General features: G+C 71.6%; 23 protein-coding genes. 14 read left to right on the top strand and 9 right to left on the bottom strand.

The features are described 5' to 3' along the window. The first annotated feature begins 28 nt into the window (after positions 1–28). Positions 29–934, top strand: coding sequence for an SDR family oxidoreductase (locus ACFY1E_RS03160; protein ID WP_389070724.1), 906 nt, complete (start codon positions 29–31; stop codon positions 932–934). On the opposite strand, the gene ACFY1E_RS03165 is transcribed toward ACFY1E_RS03160, so the two are convergent. Genes ACFY1E_RS03165 through ACFY1E_RS03180 form a run of 4 tightly spaced genes read right to left on the bottom strand, consistent with a single transcriptional unit; the run spans position 924 to position 5040 of the window. Continuing rightward, complete coding sequence (locus ACFY1E_RS03165; protein WP_389070725.1) at positions 924–1850, bottom strand: LysR substrate-binding domain-containing protein; 927 nt, start codon at positions 1848–1850, stop codon at positions 924–926. The two genes, ACFY1E_RS03160 and ACFY1E_RS03165, sit on opposite strands and share 11 nt — an antisense overlap. 9 nt (positions 1851–1859) lie before the next feature. Continuing rightward, complete coding sequence (locus tag ACFY1E_RS03170) at positions 1860–2753, bottom strand: DMT family transporter (protein ID WP_389070728.1); 894 nt, start codon at positions 2751–2753, stop codon at positions 1860–1862. Between the two features lie 35 nt (positions 2754–2788). Beyond that, positions 2789–3721 carry an EamA family transporter gene (locus tag ACFY1E_RS03175; RefSeq protein WP_389070730.1) on the bottom strand — a complete coding sequence of 311 codons (933 nt, stop codon included), beginning with the start codon at positions 3719–3721 and terminating at the stop codon, positions 2789–2791. Further along, positions 3718–5040, bottom strand: coding sequence for an MFS transporter (locus ACFY1E_RS03180; protein ID WP_389070732.1), 1323 nt, complete (start codon positions 5038–5040; stop codon positions 3718–3720). Before ACFY1E_RS03180 ends, ACFY1E_RS03175 begins: the two co-directional genes overlap by 4 nt. 147 nt (positions 5041–5187) lie before the next feature. On the opposite strand from ACFY1E_RS03180, the gene ACFY1E_RS03185 reads away from it, so the two are divergent. Then, positions 5188–5697, top strand: a complete 510-nt coding sequence (locus tag ACFY1E_RS03185; RefSeq protein ID WP_389070734.1) for a MarR family winged helix-turn-helix transcriptional regulator — start codon at positions 5188–5190, stop codon at positions 5695–5697. On the opposite strand, the gene ACFY1E_RS03190 is transcribed toward ACFY1E_RS03185, so the two are convergent. Further along, positions 5694–7130: an FAD-dependent monooxygenase gene (locus tag ACFY1E_RS03190; RefSeq protein ID WP_389070737.1), complete on the bottom strand. Its 1437-nt coding sequence runs from the start codon at positions 7128–7130 to the stop codon at positions 5694–5696. The two genes, ACFY1E_RS03185 and ACFY1E_RS03190, sit on opposite strands and share 4 nt — an antisense overlap. Before the next feature lie 157 nt (positions 7131–7287). On the opposite strand from ACFY1E_RS03190, the gene ACFY1E_RS03195 reads away from it, so the two are divergent. Then, positions 7288–7887 carry a TetR family transcriptional regulator gene (locus ACFY1E_RS03195; RefSeq protein WP_389070739.1) on the top strand — a complete coding sequence of 200 codons (600 nt, stop codon included), beginning with the start codon at positions 7288–7290 and terminating at the stop codon, positions 7885–7887. A gap of 66 nt (positions 7888–7953) precedes the next feature. Here the strand turns inward: ACFY1E_RS03195 and ACFY1E_RS03200 are convergent, their stop codons facing one another. The 3 genes from ACFY1E_RS03200 to ACFY1E_RS03210 all read right to left on the bottom strand — a co-directional run bounded on the left by ACFY1E_RS03200 (position 7954) and on the right by ACFY1E_RS03210 (position 10587). After that, the gene (locus ACFY1E_RS03200; protein ID WP_389070742.1) at positions 7954–8199 is read right to left on the bottom strand and encodes a hypothetical protein; all 246 of its coding nucleotides are present in this window, start codon (positions 8197–8199) and stop codon (positions 7954–7956) included. Between the two features lie 70 nt (positions 8200–8269). Then, a complete protein-coding gene (gene malQ, locus ACFY1E_RS03205; RefSeq protein WP_389070743.1) occupies positions 8270–10357 on the bottom strand; it encodes a 4-alpha-glucanotransferase in 2088 nt (695 codons plus the stop codon). Further along, positions 10357–10587, bottom strand: a complete 231-nt coding sequence (locus ACFY1E_RS03210) for a hypothetical protein (protein WP_389070746.1) — start codon at positions 10585–10587, stop codon at positions 10357–10359. Before ACFY1E_RS03210 ends, malQ begins: the two co-directional genes overlap by 1 nt. A gap of 176 nt (positions 10588–10763) precedes the next feature. Between ACFY1E_RS03210 and ACFY1E_RS03215 the strand changes: the two genes are divergently transcribed. The 3 genes from ACFY1E_RS03215 to ACFY1E_RS03225 are packed head-to-tail and all read left to right on the top strand — an operon-like array spanning position 10764 to position 13338. Then, positions 10764–11297 carry a PadR family transcriptional regulator gene (locus ACFY1E_RS03215; RefSeq protein WP_389070748.1) on the top strand — a complete coding sequence of 178 codons (534 nt, stop codon included), beginning with the start codon at positions 10764–10766 and terminating at the stop codon, positions 11295–11297. After that, positions 11294–11995: an ABC transporter ATP-binding protein gene (locus ACFY1E_RS03220; RefSeq protein WP_389070751.1), complete on the top strand. Its 702-nt coding sequence runs from the start codon at positions 11294–11296 to the stop codon at positions 11993–11995. Before ACFY1E_RS03215 ends, ACFY1E_RS03220 begins: the two co-directional genes overlap by 4 nt. After that, entirely contained in the window at positions 11992–13338 is a 1347-nt protein-coding gene (locus tag ACFY1E_RS03225) for an ABC transporter permease (protein ID WP_389070753.1), read from the top strand. The genes ACFY1E_RS03220 and ACFY1E_RS03225 overlap by 4 nt, the downstream gene beginning before the upstream one ends. A 98-nt stretch (positions 13339–13436) precedes the next feature. Here ACFY1E_RS03225 and ACFY1E_RS03230 read toward each other — a convergent pair whose 3' ends face one another. After that, complete coding sequence (locus ACFY1E_RS03230) at positions 13437–13973, bottom strand: HNH endonuclease (protein WP_046259555.1); 537 nt, start codon at positions 13971–13973, stop codon at positions 13437–13439. A gap of 329 nt (positions 13974–14302) precedes the next feature. Here ACFY1E_RS03230 and ACFY1E_RS03235 point away from each other — a divergent pair, with 329 nt between their 5' ends. The 8 genes from ACFY1E_RS03235 to ACFY1E_RS03270 all read left to right on the top strand — a co-directional run bounded on the left by ACFY1E_RS03235 (position 14303) and on the right by ACFY1E_RS03270 (position 24034). Continuing rightward, positions 14303–15403: a mechanosensitive ion channel family protein gene (locus tag ACFY1E_RS03235; RefSeq protein WP_389070756.1), complete on the top strand. Its 1101-nt coding sequence runs from the start codon at positions 14303–14305 to the stop codon at positions 15401–15403. Positions 15404–15636: 233 nt separating this feature from the next. Continuing rightward, positions 15637–16848: an ROK family protein gene (locus ACFY1E_RS03240; protein WP_389070759.1), complete on the top strand. Its 1212-nt coding sequence runs from the start codon at positions 15637–15639 to the stop codon at positions 16846–16848. A gap of 86 nt (positions 16849–16934) precedes the next feature. After that, positions 16935–18272, top strand: coding sequence for an ABC transporter substrate-binding protein (locus ACFY1E_RS03245; protein ID WP_389070761.1), 1338 nt, complete (start codon positions 16935–16937; stop codon positions 18270–18272). A 7-nt stretch (positions 18273–18279) separates the two neighbouring features. Beyond that, on the top strand, positions 18280–19221 hold the full coding sequence (locus ACFY1E_RS03250) for a carbohydrate ABC transporter permease (protein WP_389070763.1): 942 nt from the start codon (positions 18280–18282) through the stop codon (positions 19219–19221). A gap of 5 nt (positions 19222–19226) precedes the next feature. Continuing rightward, on the top strand, positions 19227–20120 hold the full coding sequence (locus tag ACFY1E_RS03255) for a carbohydrate ABC transporter permease (protein ID WP_389070766.1): 894 nt from the start codon (positions 19227–19229) through the stop codon (positions 20118–20120). 6 nt (positions 20121–20126) lie between these two features. Beyond that, complete coding sequence (locus tag ACFY1E_RS03260) at positions 20127–21392, top strand: 6-phospho-beta-glucosidase (RefSeq protein ID WP_389070767.1); 1266 nt, start codon at positions 20127–20129, stop codon at positions 21390–21392. Then, positions 21383–22384 carry an N-acetylglucosamine kinase gene (locus tag ACFY1E_RS03265; protein WP_389070770.1) on the top strand — a complete coding sequence of 334 codons (1002 nt, stop codon included), beginning with the start codon at positions 21383–21385 and terminating at the stop codon, positions 22382–22384. Before ACFY1E_RS03260 ends, ACFY1E_RS03265 begins: the two co-directional genes overlap by 10 nt. 195 nt (positions 22385–22579) lie before the next feature. Beyond that, positions 22580–24034, top strand: coding sequence for a hypothetical protein (locus tag ACFY1E_RS03270; RefSeq protein WP_389070771.1), 1455 nt, complete (start codon positions 22580–22582; stop codon positions 24032–24034). Position 24035: the final 1 nt, after the last annotated feature.

The raw sequence follows: 24035 nt of genomic DNA on the forward strand, positions 1-24035 counted from the left end.
CCACTCACCACCCTCGAAGGGCTGCACCATGCGCGTATTCGTCACGGGCGCGACCGGTTTCATCGGCTCCGCGGTCGTCCGCGAACTCCTCGACGCCGGGCACCAGGTCACAGGGCTGGCCCGCTCCGACGCCTCCGCCGAGGCGCTGCGGGCCGCCGGAGCCGAGGTGCGCCGGGGGGACCTCACCGACCCGGCAGGTCTCGCCGAGGGGGCGGCCGCGGCCGACGCCGTCGCCCACCTCGCCTTCATCCACGACTTCTCGGGGACCTATGACTTCGCCGGCGCGTGCGCGACGGACCTGCGGGCCGTCGAGGTGATCGGGGCGGCGCTGGAGGGCTCGGACAGGCCCTTCGTGATGTCCTCCGGAACGGCACTGCTGCAGCCGGGAAGGTTCAGCACCGAGGAGGACACGGCCCCGCCGGAGTCGTTCGGGGCGGTCCGCGCACGCAGCGAGGACGCGGCCGTCGCACTGGCCGACCGCGGGGTCAGGTCGGCGGCCGTCCGGTTCTCCCCGACGGTGCACGACCGGGGGGACAAGGGCTTCGTCTCGATGCTGATCGCCACCGCCCGTGAGAAGGGCTTCGCAGCCTACGTCGGTGACGGCGCCAACCGCTGGCCGGCCGTGCACCGCACGGACGCGGCCCGTCTGGTCCGCCTCGCCCTGGAGTCGGCGCCCGCGGGTACCCGACTGCACGCCGTGGGCGAGGAGGGCGTCCCGTTCCGGGCCATCGCCGCCGTCATCGGCCGCCACCTGGACGTCCCGGTCAGGAGCATCACCGCCGAGGAGGCACCCGCCCACTTCGGCTGGCCGGCCCACGTCGTCGGCCTCGACGTACCGGCCTCGAACGCGCTGACCCGCAAGTGGCTCGGCTGGGAGCCGACGGGGCCCGGTCTGATCGAGGACCTGGAGGAGGGGCACTACTTCAGCGCGTGACGGCGGGCGCCGCCTCGGAAAGCTCCCCCGCCACCTCCCGCAGCGCCCCGAGCACCCGCCCCACGACCGCCCCCTCCCCGGCCCCTTTCCGTACGGCCGCCACCACATGCCGTCGGGGCCGGTCCTCCGTCAGCCGCCGCATCGCGACGCCCTCCCTCGCCACGACCGCCATCCGCGGCACCAGCGCGACCCCCATCCCGGCCTCCACCATCGCCAGGATCGCCGTCCACCCGGCCGCCGAATGCCCCTGCACGGGGCTGAACCCGGCCGCCTCGCAGGCCCCGAGGGTGATGTCCGACCAGGGCCCGCTGCCGCCGAAGATCCACGGCTCCCCGGCGAGGTCGGCCAGCCGCAGCCCGTCGGCGGCGGCGAGCGGGTGGTCGCGGGGCAGGGCGAGGTCGAGGGGGTCGGCGAGCAGCGGGACGCGGGTGAAGCGGGGATCGGCGGCGGTCGGGGCCTGGGCGGCGAGGGAGAGCGCGAGGTCGACGTCGCCTGCGGCCAGCAGTTCGTACGCCTCCCCCGCCTCCGCCTCCCGCACCCGTACGCTCACTCCCGGGTACCGGGTGCGCAGCACCCGTACGGCAGGCACGACCAGAGCGGGTACGGCCGTGGAGAAGGCGCCGACCCGCACCTCGCCGGCCTCGCCCTGGGTGTAGGCCGCCAACTCGGCGTCGGCGCGCTCCAGTTGCTCGAACACGGCCTCGGCGTGCCGCAGCACCAGCCGCGCCGCGTCCGTCAGCCGCACCCGCCGCCCCTGCGCCTCCAGCAGGGGCACCCCGAGCTGCCTGGCCAGGTTGGTCAGCTGCTGGGACACCGCGGAGGGCGTCATCCGCAGCGCCTCGGCGGTCGCGGTGACCGTCTCCCGCTCCCTGAGCGTCCGCAGGATCTGCAGCTTCCGGATGTCCCACTCGACCATGGCGGCAACCTATACGGCGGCGCCCAGCACCACCCCGCCGAGGATCAGCGCCATGCTCAGGGCCTGCGGCGGGCCGACCTGCTCACCCAGCACCGCCCAGGACAGCAGGGCCACGCACACCGGCTGCAGGTGGTAGACCGTCCCCGCCCGGGCCGCACCGATCAGGCCGATCGCCTTGTTCCAGGCGAAGAACGCGACGACGGAGGAGGCGACGCCGACGTAGAGGATGGGCAGGACGGTCCCGGGCGCCGGTGTGAAGGCGCCCTGCGCCGCCACGCTCACGGCCTGGGCGGGCAGCAGCAGGGCGGTGCCGAGCAGGAACGTGGTGAAGAGAAAGGCCGTTCCGTCGAGTCCGGCCGGCCTGCGCCGCAGCAGCGCGCTGTACGAGCCGAAGCAGCAGGCGGCGGCGACCATCCAGAGGTCCCCCGCGGCAAGTCCGGCTCCCCCGCCCATCAGCAGTACGACGCCCCCGCAGGCCGTCGCGAGCCCCGTGACCCGGCGCGCTCCCAGCCGCCCTCCGCCCACCCGCTCGAACGCCGCCATCAGCACGGGCGAGGCGGCCATGATCATGCCCATGTTGGCGGCCGGAACGGTCAGCCCCGCCTGGTTGACCAGGGTGTTGTAGACGGTGACACCGAGGAGCGAGGCCAGCAGCACGAACCCGAGGTGACGTCGTATCAACTCCCGTTGCCTCCAGGCCGGTCGGGCCCCGAACGGCGCCACGGCCACCAACGCGACCACCCACCGCCAGAACGCCTGCTGCACCGGCGGCACGCTGTCGTGCAGCGCCCGTGAGGTGACGAAGCTGCCGGACCAGACGACGGTGGCGAGGGCGGCGAGGGCGAGGCCTCGCAGTGCGCGGGTGGTGGGAGTGGAGGCGGTCCGGTCGAGGGCGACGGCCACGGAGGTCCTTTCGGTGACGGGTGATCTCGGTGGATCTACCGTCGCAGCGACACACCTGTCAGGTCCATCGAATCTTTTCGACCATTCACTTCAGCAGAACTGAACGATGCGGAGGGAGCGGCCCTCGTCGCCTGCCCCGCCACCGTCGCGCCGAACGCCAGCGCCATGCCCGCGAGTTGGACCGCGGTGAGCGCCTGTCCGAGTGCCGCCCAGCCGACCACGGCCGCGGTCAGCGGGGAGAGCGGGCCGAGGAAGGTGACCTGGGTGGCGGTGAGGCGGCCGATGCCACGGAACCACAGCCAGTAGGCGACGGCCGTGTTGGCGAGGGCGAGGTAGAGGTAGCCGCCGACCGCGCGGGCGTCCAGGGCGGGTGGGGCACCCTCGACGAGGAGGGCGAGCGGGGCGATGAGCAGCCCGCCGGCCGTCAGCTGCCAGCCGGTGAGGGCGAGCGGACCCACACCCGCGGGGCGCCCCCACTTCTTGGTCAGCACCGTGCCGGTGGACATCGACGCGGAGGAGGCGAGGGCGGCCAGCACACCGACGGGGTCGAGCGCTCCGGCCGCCTTCAGCACGACGAGACTGACGCCGAACGCCGCCACGACCCCGGCGAGCAGCGCCCGCCCCGTCGGCCGCTGCCCCAGCAGCAGCGCCGACAGCCCCACCACGAACAGCGGCCCGACCGAGCCGACGACGGCTGCCATGCCGCCGGGCAGCCGGTACGCGGACAGGAACAGCAGCGGGAAGAAGGCACCGATGTTCAGCGCACCGAGCACGGCCGCCTTCCACCACCAGGCACCGCGCGGCAGCACCCGGGTCACCGCCAGCAGCAGCAGACCGGCGGGCAGGGCTCGCGCCAGAGCGGTGAACAGGGGCCGGTCGGCGGGGAGGAACTGGGTGGTGACGGCGTAGGTGGTGCCCCAGGAGACGGGGGCGAGGGCGGTGAGCAGGACGGTCGCGGTCCGTTTCATGACCGGGTCCCTTCGGGGTGGCGGGAGGTGCGGGTCGGGACTTCCTCGGAGCGGCGGGAAGCGGGTGGGGAGGTCTTGCGTACGACGGTCTCCACGACCGGCCGTACCGCGTCGGCCGGCAGTCGGCGTTCCGTGCGGATCAGCAGGGCGGCCGCCAGCGCCGAGGTGAGGACCAGGACCGCCCAGGGTGCCCGGCCGTCCACCGCGAGCAGCGCCGTGAACAGCGACGGAGCCACCGCCTTCGCCAGCGACCAGGACATCTGGTACGCCGCCAGATACCGGCCGCGCACGGCCTCGGGCGCCGCCGACACGGCGAGGACCTCGGCGGCGGGGCTGTGGATCAGCTCGCCGAGCGTGTAGACGACGACCACGGCGACCAGGGCCCCGTCCAGCACCGGGCCGGAGTGCGGCCGCAGGGTGCCCAGCGCGATCAGCCCGAGGAACGCCACCGCGAACAGGCTCCCGCCCAGTGCCGCGGCCCGGGTGCGCCGGGCACCGGCCCTGCGCACCCGCCCGCCGACGAACACCCCGGCCGCCGCGCACAGCACGGTGTTGACCGTGAACGCTGCACCGGTGAGCACCGCGGGCCCGTGCAGCCACTCCACGAGGAACAGCGGGAAGAGCACGGACAGGGCCGAATAGCTCAGCGCGTTCAGGAAGTTGGCGCCGGTGACGACCAGGAAGGGCCGGTCGGCGAGCACCAGCCGGTAACCGGCCCCGGCGCGCCGGGCCGCCGTGACGTCGGCGGCGGGCAACGGCCGCAGCGGCTTCAGCAGCAGCGCGGCGAGGGCGAAGGACAGGGCGTTGCCCCAGGCCGCGTAGGTGTAGCCGGTGGGTCCGGCGAAGGCGATGACCAGGGTGGCCAGCAGGGCACCGGCGCCATAGCCCCCGTTCTGCAGCGCCCGGGTGGCGGCCTGCAACCGGTCCCGCCCGGTACCCCGGGCCACCTCGCCGAGGAGCGAGGACTGTACGGCGGGGAAGGCCCGGTCGGCGGCGGCGGTGACCAGCGCGACCGCGGCGAAGGCGGCGAGGGAGTCGGCGAAGGGGTAGGCGGTGAAGCCGGCGGCGCGCACCCCGTACAGCGCGAGCTGCACGCGCCGCGCGCCGAACCGGTCGACGGCCGCTCCGGCCGGAGGCAGCGCGGCGAGGCCCACCAGCCCGGTCACGGTCAGCACCAGCCCGACGGTGGTGAAGGAGAGGCCGGTGACGTAGTGGAAGAAGACCAACGTGAAAGGCACGTACATGCCCGTGCCGACGCCGTTGACGGCGGCGGCGACGGGCAGGGCCCACTGGCCGGGTATGCGGTCCGGTTTCTCCACGGTCGACCTCTCGGAATCGAATGCGCTCCGCGACGAGCGGAAGGCAGCCCGACAACGGTTAGCTTGGCAGTGATTAGCTTAGCGCTAAGCAACTTTCCGTCAAGCTACTTTCTTGCCACTGACTCTGGGCTTGCGGATACTCGGGGCATGAGTGCACAGCGCAAGGACGCCGTCGACGCGATCATCGAGCAGTGGGCGGGGGTGCGACCGGACCTCGACACCAGGGCGATGGAGGTCTTCGGGCGGATCTACCGCCTCTCCCGCACCATGGGCGACCGCATGGAGAAGGCGTACGCCCCCTTCGGCATCTCCCGCGGCGAGTTCGACGTGCTGGCGACCCTGCGCCGCTCAGGAGAGCCGTACACCCTCTCGCCCCGGCAGCTCTCGGCGACCCTGATGCTCACCACGGGCGGCATGACCGGTCGCCTCGACAAGCTGGAACGAGCAGGCCTGCTGCGCCGCTCCCCCGACCCGCACGACCGCCGGGCCCTCCAAGTGACGCTCACCGAGAAGGGACTGGCGGTCATCGACGAGGCGGTCGGCGCGGGCCTCGCCGTCCAGACGGAGGCCCTGTCCACCATGAACGAGGAACAGGCCGGCCAACTGGCCGACCTGCTCCGGGAGTTGCTGGCGGGGACGCTGGAGGCCGGGCACTAGCCCAGGTACCGGGCCACCGCTTCCTCGATCCGCGCCGCGTCCGCAGAATCCGCCGCCCAGGCCACATAGCCGTCGGGGCGGACCAGGACGGTCGTACGCCGGTCGCTCGCCCAGCGCTCCACGGTCAGCCGGCCCTTGCGGGTGCCTTGGTCCTCGTAGGCCTCGGGGGTGATCAGTACGAACCTGCCGCCGCGCAGGGCCTCGTAGAGGCGGCCGTCCTTCAGGGCGACGTCCGGGACCCGGGTGCCGGTGAGGCGGTGGGCGCCGCGGGGGGCGGGGTAGCGGTAGCCGATGCCGGTGATCTGGCCGACCGCCCTGCGCCGAGCCGGGCCCACGACGTCGAGGAAGGTGGTGAGTGCGGCCCGCAGCGCCAGCTCCCAGGGGCGCTTGGCCATCGCGAGGCGGACGATCCCGCCGCTGCTGCGCAGCACGGCCTTGCCGACGGGGTGGCGCTCGGCCTGGTAGGTGTCGAGGAGGGCCGCGTCCGCGTGGCCCTGGGCGACGGCGGCCAGCTTCCAGCTCAGGTTGGCCGCGTCCTGCAGACCGGCGTTCATGCCCTGACCGCCGGCCGGGGTGTGGACGTGCGCGGCGTCCCCGGCGAGGAAGACACGGCCCACCCGGTAGGCGGGCGCCTGGCGTTCGTCGCTGTGGAAACGGGACATCCAGCGGGCGTCGTGCATGCCGTAGTCGTGGCCGAGGGCGAGCCGGGTGACCTCCTTGACCTCGTCGAGGTCGAGGGGCTCGCTGTCGGGGACGTTGCGGGCGCGGTTCCAGGCGATCACGCGGTGGTAGCCGTCACCGAAGGGTGCGAGGAACGCGAAGGCGTCGCCGACCGTGTTGACGGTCAGCAGGTTCTCGGGCTCCTCGGCGAGGCGTACGTCCGCGAGGACGACGGAACGGATGGCGGAGCGGCCGGGGAAGGGCAGCCCGATCGCGTCGCGCACGGCGCTGCGCATGCCGTCGGTGCCGACCACGTACGAGGCCCGCACGCTGCCGGCGACCCCGCCTGGCCCCCGGACCTCGACCGTCACGCCGTCCGCGTCCTGGGTGAGCCCGGTCAGCTCGGTCTCGTACCGGAAGTCCACTCCGGCCTCGACGGCGCGCCGCTCCAGGGCCTTCTCCACCTCGTACTGCGGGATGACGAGGAGGTGGTTGAAGCGGGAGGGCAGTGTGGAGAGTCGGATGGTGAGGCGGCCGAAGAGGCGGAGGCTGTCGAGGGGGCGGCCGATGGCCTCCAGGCCGTCGGCGAGTCCGCGGGCGTCGAGTTGCTCGAGGGTGCGGGCGTGCAGGACGAAGGCGCGGGAGAGATTGCTGGTCTTGTGCGGGCGCTTTTCGAGGAGGGTGACGGGTACGCCGGCGGTGGCGAGGTCGCCGGCGAGCAGGAGACCGGCGGGGCCCGAGCCGACGACGATCACGGAAAGCTGAGCCTTCATGATGACCTCCCTGTTGCCAACGCTTGTTCACCAACGACTGTTTGCCCACGAGCGTTTGCCAACGCTTGTTTGCCAACGCTTGTTGATGAGCGTAGGGCGGCGGAGCAAGGCAAGTCAACACTTGTTGGCCAACACACGTTGGCCTACGCTTGTTGATGTGAAAGTCAGCGACAGCAGCAGTACGGCTCCCGGCTCCGGCAGCACCCGCCGCCGTTCGGAGACCACCCGCAACGCCATCCTCGTCGCGGCCCGCGAACGCTTCGCGGCCGACGGCTACGAGCGGGCCACCATCCGTGCCATCGCACGGGACGCGGGCATCGACCCCTCCATGGTGATGCGCTACTACGGCAACAAGGAGGGCCTGTTCGCGGCGGCCGTCTCCATCGATCTGAGAATGCCGGACATGGCAGCGCTACCCCGGGAAGAGGTCGGCTGGAGGCTCGTCGCGCACTTCCTCGGCATGTGGGAGGAGAACGAGGTGCTGACGGCCCTGCTCCGGGTCGGGGCGACCAACGGAGCCGGAGCCGAGCGGATGCAGGAGATCTTCCGGGACCAGATGATGCCGGTTGCCCACGCGGTGTGCCCCGACCCCCAGCAGGCCCCCGCGCGGGCCGCGCTCACCGCGGCACAGCTGCTCGGGCTGGCCCTCACCCGCTACGTCCTGCGGTTCCCGCCGACCGTGGCGCTGAGCCGCGAGGAGCTCACGGCCTGGCTGGCTCCGACGGTGCAGCGGTATCTGACGGCGCCGAGCCCGTGAGAACACAGCGGGGGCGTCGGCCTCACCGTACGGACGGTGAAGCCGACGCCCCCGGGAGACGTGAGGTCAGGCCTTGGCCTTCGGCCGGCGGTCCTTGGACTTGTCCAGCGCCATCACCAGGCCCGCGATGACCGCGAACAGGGCCAGCGGGGCCAGGACGTAGAGGCCCAGCGTCTCGCCGACGCTCAGGCCATTGCCGGGGTCGTCGCCGTCGTCGCGGATCAGCGCGGAGGCGGGGGACGACATGAGCAGCATCATCAGCGTCGTACCGGCGGCCAGGGCGCCGGCGCGCAGGGCGTTCTTCTTGTCCACGCTGTCAAACGTATCGAACGACGATTGGGGTCGCTCGTTCGGGGGGTGCTCTACGAGATCGGCCCTCTCCTCACCCCGGCCGTACCGTCCGCAGCACGTCGATCAGCGCATGCAGCCGCGGCGAGCCGGCCAGGTCCTCCAGCGTCACCGGGCGGCCCGCTGCGTCCCCGATCGGCAGTCGCCAGTTCGGGTACTGGTCCCAGGTGCCCGGGAGGTTCTGCGGCCGGCGGTCGCCGACCGTGTCGGGGAGCCAGACGCCGATCATGCGGGACGGGGTGCGCAGCAGGAAGCGGTGGACCGCCTGGATCTCGGCCTCCTCCTCCGACACGCCGTGCCCGCCGCCGGTACCGGGCAGCAGGCCGAGGCGGGCGAGCAGGCCCAGCCACTCCCCCGTGTCGTTGGCCGCCTCCGCGCGCTCCTCCTCCAGCGGGCGGGTCAACAGGCCGAGGCGGTCACGGAGTTCGACGTGTTCGCCGGTGAGACGGGCGGCCGTGGGCGGCAGGTCGTGGGTGGTGGCGGTGGCGAGGCAGTCGGCGCGCCAGGCCTCGGGCGGCAGCGGCTGCCCGTCGCCCTCCCAGTCCCGCTCGAACCACAGCACCGAGGTGCCGAGCACCCCGCGCTCGCGCAGGGTCTCCCGCACCCCCGGCTCGACCGTGCCCAGGTCCTCGCCGATGACGACCGCCCCGGCGCGCGAGGCCTCCAGCACGAGGATCGCGAGCATGGCCTCGGCGTCGTAGCGGACGTAGGTGCCCTCCGTGGGCGGATGCCCCTGCGGCACCCACCAGAGCCGGAACAGGCCCATGACGTGGTCGATGCGCAGGGCGCCGGCGTACCGGAAGAGGGCCTTCAGCAGGCGCCGGTAGGGCGCGTAGCCGGACTCGGCGAGGCGGTCCGGTCGCCAGGGCGGCAGGCCCCAGTCCTGGCCGCGCGCGTTGAAGGCGTCCGGTGGGGCGCCCACCGACATCCCGGCGGCGAAGTACTCCTGCTGCGCCCAGGCGTCGGCTCCGCCGGGGTGCACCCCGACCGCCAGGTCGTGCACGATCCCCACCGGCATCCCGGCCTCGCGCGCGGCGCGCTGCGCATCGGTGAGCTGGGCGTCGGTGAGCCAGGCGAGCCGCGAGTGGAAGTCGACGCGGTCCATCAGCTCCCCGCGGGCGCGGGCGGTTTCGGCCGAGCGCGGGTCCTGGAGCGCGGCGGGCCAGCGGCTCCAGTCGGAGCCGTGCACCTCGGCGAGGGCGTACCAGGTGGCGTGGTCCTCCAGGGCCTCGCCCTGCTCGGCGAGGAAGTCGACGTATGCGGCACGCCGGCCGGGCCCGAGCTCCACCTCGCGGATCAGCTCCAGCGCCTCCCGCTTGAGCTCCCACACGGCGTCCCGGTCGATCAGCGCGCCTTTCTCCAGGACCGCTTCCCGCAGTTCGGCCGCGCGCCCGAGCAGCGCCCGTACCCGCTCCTGGTCCTCGACATGGGCGTATTCGGGGATGTCCTCGACGCGCAGGTGTACGGGGTCGGGGAAGCGGCGGGAGGAGGGGCGGTACGGGGAGGGGTCGGTGGGGGCGCCGGGCACGGCCGCGTGCAGCGGGTTGACCTGGATGAACCCCGCGCCGAGCGTGCGGCCGGCCCAGGCGGTGAGCTCGGCGAGGTCACCGAGGTCGCCCATGCCCCAGGAGCGCCGGGAGAGCAGGGAGTAGAGCTGGACGAGCAGGCCGTACGAGCGCGCGGTGGGCGTGGGCAGCCGGGGCGGGGCGACGACGAGGTGGGCCTCCGCGCTGCGGCCGTCGGGGGCGGCGGCCGTCAAACGGTGGACGCCGGGCGGGAGTTGCTCGGCCGAGGACCGGGTCTCGCCCTGCTCGGTCTCGATGCTCAGCCGGGTGCCGGCCGGGAGGGCTTCGAGGGCGGAGGATGTGGCTCCGCTCCACAGGACCACCGTCGGTGGCAGCAGCCGTTCGCGTAGCTCGGTCTCCCGGGCGGCGAGCGCGGCGCGGGTCGTGTCGTCGGTGCTCGCGTCGACGCCGAGGGCGGCGAGGGCGAGGGTGACTGCGGTGGCGGAGGCCGCGACCGTGCGGTCCGGGGAGGGGCTGTAGGAGGTGGCGACGCCGTGCAGCGCGGCGAGCCGGGACAGCTCCTCGGAAGGCGGGTCGGCCGACCCCTGCGCCGTCACTAGTGCCTCGGAGCGTCCGGCTCGGGGGCCACCGCCTCGCTGGTCAGGGGCGCGGCGTCGGCGAGTGGCGGCTCACTGGTGAGGGGCTCGGCCTCGGGCAGCGGCGGTTCGCTGGTCAGCGGGGTCTCGGCGCAGGCGGCCTCCGCACTGAAGACGCAGAAATGCGGCTCGGGATCGAGGGACGGCAGCTGCGCCACGGGTTTGGAGAGGGGGTAAGCCGGTGCGGCCACGGGGGCCTCCTTGTCGAGTACGGCGAGGTTGCGGGTTAACGCAGCCCTACCCACCGGACGCGGCGGCAGACGTACCGAAAGGGACTACGTGCCTCTCCTCACATTCTGCGTCAACTTCGAGGCAGCACGGGGATCACTATTCACTCAGTACATGTATCGAGTGCATAATGATCGCCATGAGCACCCGCCACATCCTGCTGGGGCTGCTCGCTTCGGGGCCGAGCCATGGCTACGACCTGAAGCGACGGCACGACGAGCGCTTCCCGCAGGCCCGTCCACTGGCCTACGGCCAGGTCTACACGACCCTGCAGCGCCTGGTCCGGGACGGCCTCGCGGAGGTCGAGGGCACCGACTCGGACGGCGGCCCGGAGCGGACGACATATCGCTCGACCGACGAGGGGGCGCGCGAACTGGCCGCCTGGGCCGGGGAGATCGCCCCGCCGGCCCCCTTCGTGACGAACGAGATCTTCGCCAAGGTCGTCGTCTCGATCCTCTCCGGCGGCGACGCGGAGGCCTATCTGGCCGCCCAGCGCGCCGCCCACATGCAACGGATGCGGGAGCTCACGGCGGTCAAGACGGCGCCCGGCGCCGATCTCGCGACCGTTCTCTCGGCGGACTACGCCCTCAACCATCTCGACGCCGACCTCCGCTGGATGACCACGACGGCGGCCCGGCTCACCACCCTGACCGCGGAGGTAGACGCAGCATGAGCAACGGGGACAGCCCAGACAGCACGGTGCCGCTCCTGGCGGCCCGTGACCTCACCAAGGCGCACGGCAGGACCGAGGCGCTGCGCGGTGCCTCGGTTCAGCTGCGGGCCGGCGAGATCCTCGCCGTGACCGGCACCAGCGGCAGCGGGAAGTCCACGCTGCTGCACTGCCTGGCCGGCATCGTCCGCCCGGACGCCGGCTCGGTGACGTACGACGGGCAGCGGCTCGACCAGCTGCCGGAGAAGCGGCTGAGCGAGCTGCGCCGGACCGACTTCGGGGTGGTGTTCCAGTTCGGTCAGCTGATCCCGGAGCTGACGGTGCTGGACAACGTGGCGCTGCCGCTGATGCTCGCGGGCGCCGCCCGCAAGGACGCGCAGGCGGCGGCCGGTGAGTGGCTGGAGCGGTTCGGCGTACGGGGACAGGAGGCGCTGCGGCCAGGTGAGCTGAGCGGCGGCCAGGCCCAGCGGGCGGCGCTGGCGCGGGCCCTGGTCACCGGCCCCAGGGTCGTCTTCGCCGACGAGCCGACCGGTGCGCTGGACTCCCTGGCGACCGAGCAGGTGATGACGTCCCTGGTCCACACGGCTCGTGAGGCGGGCACGGCGGTCCTGCTGATCACGCACGACGCCCAGGTCGCGGCCTACGCGGACCGCGAGGTCCGGCTGAGCGACGGGGCCGTGGTGGCGGGGGTGACGGCGTGAGGGCGGATCTGCGGTTGGCCTGGCTGCTGACCCGGGGCTCGGACCGGCGGGAGTGGTGGCGGATCGGGCTCACGGCGCTCGGGGCGGCGATGGCCACGGCTATCGGGCTCGCGGTCGTCTCGCTCGCCTCGCTGGACGGGTACTACTCCGTGTCCGTCGGGTCCGGGCTGATCGATTCCGACAGTGACCGACGGGGAGTGATCTTCGCGTTGGGGCTGCTGCTCATCCCGGTGCTCGGTTTTCTCGGACAGTGCGCACGCATCGGAGCGGTGCACCGGGACCGGCGGCTGGCCGCGCTGCGGCTCGCGGGTGCCTCGCCCGGGCAAGTGCGGCGGGTCGAGGCGCTGGAGTCGGGGCCGGCCTGTCTGACCGGTTCGGTGGCCGCCACGGCCGTCTTCGTACCGCTGTGGCCGCATCCGACAGCGTCGGCCTGGGCGGGCTTCGCCCTGGTGGCCGCGGCCGTACCCGTGCTGGGCGCGGCCGTGAGTGCCCTGTCACTGCGCCGGGTGGTGGCCTCGCCGCTCGGGTGGGTACGGCGGGTGCGGGCCACACGGGGCCCCGGTCGGCTGTTCAAGTCGGCGACCTGGCTGCTGGCGGCGATTCTGCTGTTCATGGTGCTGGTCCCGCTGTTCAGCGACTCCTCCGTCCTGGCCTTCGGCCCTCTGACACTGATCGTCCTGACCCTGCTGATCAGCCTCACGGCGGTGTGGCTTTCCGGCTCGTCGTCCCGGCAGCTGGGCGAGGGCCTGGCCGCCCGCGCCCGGCGCCCGGAGGTGCTGATCGCGGCGGAACGGCTGCGCGAGGACCCGTGGGCGGCGGCCCGCACACATGCGGCGGTGCTGCTGGTGACGGTCGTGGGCTCGGGCTTCGTCGGGGTACGGCAGGTGCTGCTCGCCGAGCTGCACACCATGCGCCGCGAAGATCACCTGGCCGCGGACATGGCGTACTACACGACGGGCCTCGACCTGACGGCCGCCGCGATACTGGTCGCCCTCGCGCTCATCCTCACCGGGCTCGCCGTCGGCACCGCCGAGTCCCTCGCCACCCGGCGCCGGGGTCTGGCCGCGCAGGCCGCCGCCGGTGTGCCGTACGGGGTGCTGGCCCGGGCGCTGCTCCTGGAGACCGCGCTGCCGCTGGCCCCCGCGGTCGCGGTGGCGGGCATCGGCGGGCTGGGGATCAGCGCCTGGTACGCCTCGGTCTCCACGGACTACATCGTGGCGCCGGTGCCGTTCGCCGCGCTCCTGGTGCCGTTCGCCGTGTACGGGTGCTGTCTGCTGACAGCGGCCACCTCGATCCCGCTGCTGCGCCGCTCCGTCCGCCCGGGCGAACTGCGCTACGCATGACCACATGACTGTCCGGCCCGGGAGTACGGGGGGCTCCCGGGCCGGACCGCACAGCTGCCGCATGCCCCGTCAGCAGGGGTGTGCGAAGGCCCGGATCGTCAGGCGGAAATGCCGTCGATCCGGGCCATGGCGTCCTCCGCGCCGTACGGCTGCAAGTACGGCAGCCAGCGCGGGTCCCTATGGCCGGTGCCGATGATCCGCCAGGCCAGGCCGGTGGGTGGAGCGGGTTTGTGGCGCAGCCGCCAGCCGATCTCGAACAGGTGTCGGTCGGCCTTCACGTGGTTGCAGCGGCGGCAGGACGCCACCACGTTGTCCCAGACGTGCTTGCCCCCGCGGCTGCGCGGGATGACGTGGTCGACGCTGGTTGCGACGCCACCGCAGTACATGCACCGGCCCCCGTCGCGCGCGAAGAGCGCCCTACGGGTCAGAGGAACGGGCCCCCGATAGGGAACCCGGACGAATCGCTTGAGCCGGACCACGCTGGGTGCGGGGACTGTGACGGTTGCGCTGTGCATGAAGGCGCCGGATTCCTCCAGGGAGACGGCCTTGTTCTCCAGGACGAGGATGAGCGCGCGGCGGAGCGGTACGACGCCGAGTGGCTCGTACGACGCGTTGAGGACCAGGACATGCGGCACGGATGCCTCCTTGGGCGTCGGCGGCGCGTGGCTCGCGCCGGGACGATCTGTAGTCAGTCTCCCCTCTTGCCTGGTGGAAGCGCCACCATGTCCCGGTAACGGGCTGGGAGTGTTTTCGACCACATCTGATTCATCCCCCGGAGGGGCAGCGGTTTATCCCACCTGCTCAACCCGGGGTGGGCACGGGCTCTCCTCAGAAGATGGCGAGGATTCGCACACCATGCCCCGATAGTGTGGTGGGTCTGCCGTACCGGTGACCTTTTCGTGACCTTGACCTTGACCGAGTCGACTTTCGGGACGGCAGACCGTTGCACCTGGAGGTTCCTGCCGTGTCCTTGCCCGCCGTCCTACTGACCGCCGGTCCGTCGCCGTCGCCGACCTCCTCGGGGCCGACGACACCGACGGTCCCCACGTCGATCGAGGGCGCCCAGCAGAGCGCGACCAACGCCGCCAGCTGGGTCGAGCAGAACTGGTCCACGTGGCTCGCGATCGGCCTCAGGGTCCTGCTGATCCTGGTGATCGCCGGGGTGCTCAGAGCGGTCGTGCAGCGGGCGATCACCAAGCTGATAGACCGGATGGCCCGCACCGCCGAGGTCGTCGACGGCACCTCGCTGGGCGGCCTGCTGGTCAACAACGAGCGCCGCCGCCAGCGCTCCCAGGCGATCGGCTCGGTGCTGCGCTCGGTGGCGTCCTTCGCGATCCTCGGCACCGCGGCCCTGATGGTCCTGGCCGCGTTCCAGATCAACCTGGCACCGCTGCTCGCGTCCGCGGGCGTCGCGGGTGTGGCGATCGGTTTCGGCGCCCGCAACCTGGTCACGGACTTCCTCTCCGGCGTCTTCATGATCCTGGAGGACCAGTACGGCGTCGGCGACACGATCGACGCGGGCGTCGCATCCGGCGAGGTCATCGAGGTCGGCCTGCGGGTGACGAAGCTGCGCGGGGCGAGCGGCGAGATCTGGTACGTCCGCAACGGCGAGGTCAAGCGCATCGGCAACCTCTCCCAGGGCTGGGCGACGGCCGGCGTGGACGTGACCGTGAAGGCGAACGAGGACCTGGACCGGCTGAAGTCCACGCTCGACGAGGTCGCCGAGAAGATGAGCGCGGAGGAACCCTGGAACGAGCTCCTGTGGAGCCCGATCGAGGTCCTCGGCCTGGACAGCGTGCTGCTGGACTCGATGGTGGTCCGGGTCTCCGCCAAGACGATGCCCGGCAAGTCCCTCACCGTCGAGCGCGAGCTGCGCTGGCGCATCAAGCGCGCCTTCGACGCGGCGAACATCCGCATCGTGGGCGGCGCGACGGCCCCGGCCGACGAGGAAGAGGCCGCCGACCCGACGGCAGCGGTCGCGGCTCCGTCGGTGCTCTCCAACCCGGACTCGCCCCAGACGGAGGCAGCCTCGCCCATTCCCCAGCAGCGGCCGTCGCTGAAGTAGGAGCCGACCAGGGGCCGGCCCTCGCCCACGCCCACCCGCCCCCGAGGTAACGAGTCCGTTGCCTCGGGGGCGTTTTCTATTGACGCCTCCTTCGCCCTGGGCTTACGTTCCTTTCCAGCCAATAGGAAACTTTCCTAACAGTGATCGGGAGACGGTCCTCCGGTGATCGTCCGATGGACTTCCCTCCCTGGTCACTGAGAAGCTGGGCAGTCGAAAGGCAGGTGTCGACCCACATGGCAGGAACAGCCGGTACGCCGGGCACCCCGCGCGTCCTGCGCGCCATGAACGACCGCGCCGCCCTGGATCTCCTCCTGGAGCACGGCCCCCTGTCCCGCACCCGGATCGGCAAGCTCACCGGCCTCTCCAAGCCGACCGCCTCCCAACTGCTCGCCCGCCTCGAAGCGGCCGGGCTCGTCCTCGCCACCGGCACCACCGAGGGACGCCCCGGCCCCAACGCCCAGCTGTACGAGGTCAATCCGGCCGCCGCGTACGCCGCCGGGCTCGACGTCACCCCCGAGCGCGTCCTCGCCGCCGTCGCCGACATCACCGGCCGCACGGTGGGCTCCTTCGAGCTGCCGACCCCGGGCAGGCGGCCCACCCAGCCCGTCGTCCGGCAGGTCACCGACGCCCTCGACGGTGCCGTGAAGGCCGCGGGGCTGGCCCGCGGCGACATCCACCGGCTCGTCATCGGCACCCCCGGCGCCTTCGACCCCAACACCGGCCGCCTGCGCTACGCCTCCCACCTCCCCGGCTGGCACACCCCGGCCCTCCTCGACGAGATCGCCGCCGCCCTGCCGATGCCGGTCGAGTACGAGAACGACGTCAACCTCGCCGCCGTCGCCGAACAGCGGCTGGGCGCGGCCCGCGGGCACGAGGACTTCGTGCTGCTGTGGAACGAGGGAGGCCTCGGTGCCGCCCTCGTCCTCGGCGGGCGACTGCACCGCGGCTGGACCGGCGGCGCCGGAGAGGTGGGTTTCCTTCCGGTTCCCGGCGCACCCCTGGTCCGGCATGTGACCAAAGCCAACAGTGGCGGCTACCAGGAGCTGGCCGGCTCCCAGGCCATCCCGCACCTCGCCGGTGAACTCGGCATCGCGCAGATCCCCTCGGGGCCGTACGCCGAGGTCGCCGCCGCCCTGGTCGAGCGGGCCGCCGCCGAGGACACCGTCCTGCATCGCAAGCTGCTGCAGACGTACGCGACGCGGCTCGCCACCGGTCTCGCCTCCCTCGTCTCCGTCCTCGACCCCGAACTCGTCGTCCTCAGCGGCGCCTCGCTGACCTCGGGCGGCGAGGTGCTGCGCGCCCTCGTCCAGGCCGAGCTGGAGGAGCTGGCGGCCTCCCGGCCCCGGCTCGTGGTCGGCGACGTCCGTGAACACCCCGTGCTGCGCGGCGCGTTGGAGAGCGCCCTCGCCACCACCCGCGACGAGGTCTTCGACACCTCCCGCTGACACCCCGTACGCACCGCGTACGGGCCCCGATACTCACCCCCCGCCTTCCCTCACCATCCCCTGCCCTGTCCCTGGGAGACCCTGCCATGCCCGGAATGTCCAGGAAAGCGGCCCTCGCCCTCGCCGCCTCCGCCTCCCTCGCCCTGCTCGCCACCGCCTGTACCGGCCAGTCCTCCTCCAGCGCCGACGACGACGCCTCGAAGGACACCACCATCAACTTCTGGCACGCCTGGAGCGCACCCAGTGAAGTGAAGGCCGTCAACTCCCTGATCGCCGGCTTCGAGAAGGCACACCCCAACATCCATGTGAACGTCGTCGCCAACATGACCGACGACAAGATCAACCAGGCGCTGCGCACGGGTGGCGACAAGGCCCCGGACGTCATCTCCTCCTTCACCACCAACAACGTCGGGAAGTTCTGCTCGTCGGGTGCGCTGGTCGACCTCAATCCCTTCTTCAAGAAGGCGGGCATCGACCCGCAGACGACGTTCCCGAAGGCGATGAACGAGTACACCCAGTTCGACGGCAATCGCTGCGCGGCACCGCTGCTGGGTGACGCTTACGGGCTCTACTACAACAAGACGGCCTTCGCGAAGGCGGGCATCAGGACTCCGCCGAAGACCTGGTCCGAATTCGAGACCGACGCCAAGAAACTGACCATCCCGGACGGCGACAGCTACAAGCAGCTCGGCTTCATGCCGGACTACCACGGCTGGGAGACCACGACCGAGCACTACTTCGGCCAGTTCTCCCCGACGTACTTCGACAAGGCCGGCAAGTCGCAGCTCGCCACGGACCCCGCCTTCGAGGCCGGATTCACACTCCAGAAGAAGCTCGTCGACGAACTCGGCGGCTTCAAGAAGCTGGAGACCTACCGCTCCAAGCTGGGCGACGAATGGGGCGCCAAGCACCCCTTCCACACCGGTCAGGTGGCCATGCAGCTGGACGGCGAGTGGCGTCTGGGAATGGCCCTGGACGCCAAGCCGAAGTTCGACATCGGCGTGGCTCCGCTGCCCGTTCCCGACGACCAGGTGAGCCAGTACGGCAAGGGCTACATCACCGGCACCATCACCGGCATCTCCGCCGCCAGCCACAAGCAGAACGCGGCCTGGGAGCTGGTGAAGTACATGACCACGGACACGGACGCGGTGGTGAACTTCTCCAACGCCATCCACAACGTGCCCTCGACACTGGCCGCCCTGAAGTCCCCGAAACTGAAGTACGACCCGCGCTTCAAGACGTTCCTGGACATCGCCGCGAACCCGAACTCCACCACCTCTCCGGCATCGATCAACGGCGGCGTGTATCTCACCACGATCCAGAACTTCGGCTACGACTACGAGAGCGGAAAGGTCACCGACCTCAAGGCGGGCCTGAAGAAGACGGCCGCGCAGATCGACACGGACATCGCGCAGGCGAAGTAGTCCGACGATGAGCACCATCACGCCGGCGTCGAAGCGCCGCAGGTCGGCGCTTCGAACTCTCGCCTTCATGTCGCCCTGGTTGATCGGGTTCTCGGTCTTCTTCGCGTACCCGATGATCTCGACGGTCTACTTCTCGTTCATGCACTACGACGGCTTCAAACCGCCTACGTGGAGCGGGACGAAGAACTGGACGTACGTCTTCGAGAACTACCCCTACTTCTGGCCCGCTCTGCGCAACACCCTCTGGCTGGTGGTGATCACGGTGAGCCTGCGCGTTCTGTTCGGGCTCGGGATCGGCCTGCTCATCACAAAGATCAAGACGGGGACAGGAGTCTTCCGTACCCTCTTCTACCTGCCTTACCTGGCCCCGCCGGTTGCCGCGACCATGGCTTTCGCCTTCCTCCTCAATCCCGGCACAGGACCCGTCAACTCGATCCTGGAGAAGATCGGTATTCCGGCCCCGGGCTGGTTCAACGATCCGGACTGGTCCAAGCCGGCGCTGACCCTGCTCTTCCTGTGGGGCATCGGCGACCTGATGGTCATCTTCATGGCCGCCCTGCTCGACGTACCGAAGGAGCAGTACGAGGCCGCGGAGCTGGACGGCGCGTCGGCCTGGCAGCGGTTCCGGTTCGTCACCGTTCCCAACATCTCGCCGATCATCATGTTCGCGGTGGTCACCGGCGTGATCGCGGCGATGCAGTGCTACACGCAGCCGCTGGTCGCCGGGAAGGTCGCCTCGGGCGTGATCCAAGGCGCGGGCACCCAGTTCGAGCCCGGCTATCCGGAGAAGTCGACACTCACCCTCCCCCAGCTCATCTACAACCTCGGCTTCCAGCGCTTCGACTACGGCTCGGCGTGTGTCGTGGCCCTCGTCCTGTTCGTCTTGTCGATGGCGTTCACCGCGCTTCTGATGCGGCGCCGGGGCGGTCTCATCCAGGCAGGTGACTGATCCTCATGGCCCAAGTACTCGACCGTCCAGTGGAGTTGCATATCCCGCCCTCGCCCGCCGAGCGCACGGCCCGCCGCAAGGCGGTCCTGGAGTGGATCGCGATCCACTCCCTCGGTATCGCCGCGGCCCTCTTCTTCACGCTTCCCTTCGTGTTCGTGTTGCTGACTTCCCTGATGAGCGACTCACAGGCACTCAGCCGGGACCTGATCCCGCACACCTGGGAATGGGGCAACTACAAGAAGGTCTTCGACACGCCAGGCTTCCTCACCTGGTGGAAGAACACCCTGATCTACGCCGGACTGGGAACGGTGCTGACAGTCGTGTCTTCGATCCCGGTGGCGTACGCGCTCGCCAAGTTCCGCTTCCCGGGCCGGAATCTCGCGCTCATGCTGGTGATCTCGATGATGATGCTGCCGCCTCAGGTGATCGTCATCCCGATGTACCTGTTCTGGGCAAAGCAGCTGGACCTCTCGGGCACCCTGTGGCCGCTGATCATCCCGCTCGCATTCGGGGACGCGTTCTCGATCTTCCTCCTCCGCCAGTTCCTGATGACCATCCCCAACGAGTACCTGGACGCGGCGAAGGTGGACGGCTGCGGAGACCTGCGCACCCTGCTCAAAGTCGTCCTCCCGATGGCGAAGCCCGGCATCGCCGCGGTGGCCCTCTTCCAGTTCTTCAACGCCTGGAACGACTACTTCGGCCCCCAGATCTACGCCTCGGAGAACCCCGGCGCCTGGACCCTGTCGTACGGCCTGGAGTCCTTCAAGGGCGCGCACCACACCGACTGGAACCTCACCATGGCCGCGACCGTGCTGGTCATGGCTCCCGTGATCCTCGTGTTCTTCTTCGCCCAGAAGGCGTTCGTCGAGGGCGTCACGCTCACCGGAGTGAAGGGTTAACCCGGCATGAAACTCACCGTGGTCGGCGGAGGCTCGACCTACACACCCGAACTCATCGACGGCTTCGCCCGGCTGCGCGACACCCTGCCCGTCGAGGAACTGGTCCTCGTCGACCCGGCGCCCGAACGCCTGGAGCTGGTGGGCGGCCTGGCCCGCCGTATCTTCGCCAAGCAGGGGCACGACGGGCGGATCGTGACGACCGACGACCTGGACGCCGGCGTGGACGGCGCCGACGCCGTGCTGCTGCAGCTGCGCGTGGGCGGGCAGGCGGCCCGTGAGCAGGACGAGACCTGGCCGCTGGAGTGCGGCTGCGTCGGCCAGGAGACCACCGGCGCGGGCGGCCTGGCCAAGGCGCTGCGCACGGTCCCGGTGGTCCTCGACATCGCGGAACGGGTCCGCCGTACCAACCCGGGCGCCTGGATCGTCGACTTCACCAACCCGGTCGGCATCGTCACGCGCGCGTTGCTGCAGGCGGGCCACAAGGCGGTCGGCCTGTGCAACGTGGCGATCGGCTTCCAGCGGAAGTTCGCCGACCGGCTCGGGGTCGCACCGGCCGACGTCCACCTCGACCACGTGGGCCTCAACCACCTCACCTGGGAGACCGGTGTCCGCCTGGGCGGGCCCGAGGGCGAGAACGTCCTGCCCAAGCTGCTCGCCGAACACGGCGACGAGATCGCCGAGGACCTGCGGCTGCCGCGGGCCCTGCTCGACCGCCTGGGCGTCGTCCCGTCGTACTACCTGCGCTACTTCTACGCCCACGACGAGGTCGTACGCGAACTGCGCACCAAGCCCTCCCGTGCCGCCGAAGTCGCCGAGATGGAACGGAACCTGCTCAAGATGTACGGCGATCCGGCCCTCGACGAGAAGCCGGAGCTGCTCGCCAAGCGCGGCGGCGCCTACTACTCGGAGGCGGCGGTGGACCTGGCGGCCGCCCTGCTGGGCTCGGCCGGCAGCCCGTACCAGGTGGTCAACACCCTCAACCGGGGGACGCTGCCGTTCCTGCCGGACGACGCGGTGATCGAGGTGCAGGCGGCGGTCGGCCCGAAGGGGCCGCTCCCGCTGCCGGTACCGCCCGTCGACCCGCTGTACGCGGGCCTGATGGCGAACGTGACGGCGTACGAGGACCTGGCCCTGGAGGCGGCGCTGCGCGGCGGCCGTGACCGGGTGTTCAAGGCCCTCCTCGCCCACCCCCTCATCGGCCAGTTCGAGTACGCCGAAGCCCTCACCGACCGACTGATCGCACACAACCGGGAGCATCTCGCGTGGGCATGACCGCACGTGTCCTCGCCGTCGACGCGGGCAACAGCAAGACCGACGTCGCGGTCGTGGCGGCCGACGGAACCGTCCTCGCAACGAGCCGCGGCGGCGGGTTCCGGCCGCCCGTGGTGGGCGTGCAGGCGGCCGTCGACAAGGTCGCCGAGGCGGTGGAACGGGCCTTCGCCGCGGCCTCGGTGAGCTCGGTGGACCACGTCTCCGCCTGCCTCGCCAACGCGGACTTCCCCTTCGAGGAGGAGCAGCTGGCGGCCGCGCTGCACGCGCGCGCGTGGGGCGCGGGCGTGGAGGTCCGCAACGACACCTTCGCCATCCTGCGCGCGGGCGTCACCGAACCCCGGGGGGTCGCCGTCGTCTGCGGCGCCGGCATCAACTGCGTCGGTATGCGCCCCGACGGCCGCACCGCCCGCTTCCCCGCGCTCGGCCGCATCTCCGGCGACTGGGGCGGCGGCTGGGGCCTCGCCGAGGAGGCCCTGTGGCACGCGGCGCGGGCGGAGGACGGCCGCGGCGAGCACACAGCCCTCGCCCACACCCTCCCGGCCCACTTCGGCCACGACACGATGCTCGCCCTCATCCAGGCCCTCCACCTGGAGCAGGTACCGCCCGCCCGCCGCCATGAACTGACCCCGGTCCTCTTCGCCACGGCGGCGGACGGCGACCCGGTCGCCCGCGCGATCGTCGACCGCCTGGCCGACGAGGTCGTGACCATGGCCACGGTGGCCCTGACCCGCCTCGACCTCCTGGAGGAGGAGACCCCCGTTCTCCTGGGCGGCGGCGTCCTGGCCGCGCAGCACCCCCAACTGGCGGACGGCGTGCGTGACTTGCTCACGGTCCGCGCCCCGAAGGCGGTACCCCGGGTGGTGACCGCGAGCCCGGTGCTGGGGGCGGCGCTGCTGGGCCTGGACAGGGTGGGCGCGAAAGCGGTGGTGCACGAACGGGTGCGGGCATACTTCGAACACCGGTCGGGCACCCCCAGCCCGCCCGGCGTTTGAGGACGAGGCCCCTCAAGGGCCGAAGGAGCAGGGCCTGGGGGCAGCCGCCCCCGGTACGGAACCGAACTGATTCCCAAAACGTGTTCTTGGGCAGGGGTCGTGCGGGATCCTGCAAGCCGCCGGCAGGCACCCCGTGCGGATGTCAGTCCGGGCGGCGATACTTGCTGTGACGGATGACCATGGGGGAGGTCAAAAGTGACACACCCGCCGAAGAGCAGTGCGGCAAGACCGGGCACCGCCGTGCCCACGATGCCGTCCGTACCGCCTCAGCCGGGCCGGCCCGTTCCCCCCACGCCGACGGGCTCGGCAGCCGTTCCCGACGTCGTCTCCGCACGTCGTACGGCCTTCGCGGAGGGCGTCGACCGGCTGCGCGAGGCCGCGACCACGGAGCCCGGGCGGCTGCGCATCATCGGTGCGCTGCTCGCCCTTCTCGTCGTCGCGTTCGGTGCGGTCACCGCCTGGCAGATGACGGCCCGGTGGACGGCCGCCGAGGACGTGCTCACCCGCAGCCAGCCGCTCAGTTCCGACGCGGCCGACATCTACCGCTCGCTCGCCGACGCCAACACGGCTGCGGCCAGCGGCTATCTGGCGGGCCCGCAGGAGAAGCCCGAGACGCGGCAGCGGTACGAGGACGGCATCCGGACGGCCGCGGAGAAGCTGGTCACGGCCGCCTCCAGCTCGGACCCGGGGTCCGATTCGGCGAAGACCATCGCCGAGCTCAACAAGCTGCTGCCCCAGTACAAGGGCCTGGTCGAGACGGCCCGGGCCAACAACCGGCAGGGCTACCCGGTGGGCAGCGCCTATCTGCGGGCGGCGAACGAGCAGATGCAGCAGCAGATGCTGCCGAAGGCCGAGGCCCTGTACCAGAAGGAGAACCAGCGGCTGAACTCCGACTACGCGGACGCGAAGGCGTTCCCGTGGGCGGCGATCGGCCTCGGTCTGCTCGCCCTCGGCGGGCTGGCCTGGGCGCAGCGCCGCAACTACCTGCGCACCAACAGGGTGTTGAACCACGGCCTGGTCACCGCTTCCGCCGCGTCCGTGGTGGTGCTGCTCTGGCTGGTCGTCGGCCACACGGTCGCCAGCTCGGGGCTGAACGCCTCGTACGACCACGGCGTCCGCTCGCTGAACGTGCTGCACGACGCCCGTATCGCGTCCCTGACGGCCCGCAGCGACGAGAACCTCAGCCTGATCCGGCGCGGCGCGGACACCAAGGTCGTGGGCGGCAACCCGGTGGACGCCTACGCCGCCGGGTACGACGAGCAGATCGACGTGCTGGCCAAGTCGCTGACCAAGGCCGACGGTCTCGCGGACGACTCGGCGGGCCGCAAGCCCGTGCAGGACGCGAACGGCTACATGAAGGCGTGGAAGGACCGGCACGGGGTCGCGCAGGGCCTGAACGACAAGGGCGAGTACCAGCAGGCCCGGGACAAGGTCATCGGCGTCGGCAAGGACCCGACGAGCGTGTGCTTCGACAATGTGGACCTCGCTCTGGAGACGGCACTCGCCCACGAGCAGGCCGAGTTCAAGCAGGCCGCGGGCGACGGCCGGGACGCGCTGACCGGACTGCCGTACGGGGCCGCGGTCCTCGCGGTGCTGGGGGCGGCCGGCGCGGTCGTCGGCATCGGGCGCAGGCTGTCGGAGTACCGGTGAG

Source organism: Streptomyces sp. NPDC001604 (genome assembly GCF_042893475.1).
Classification (GTDB): Bacteria; Actinomycetota; Actinomycetes; order Streptomycetales; family Streptomycetaceae; genus Streptomyces.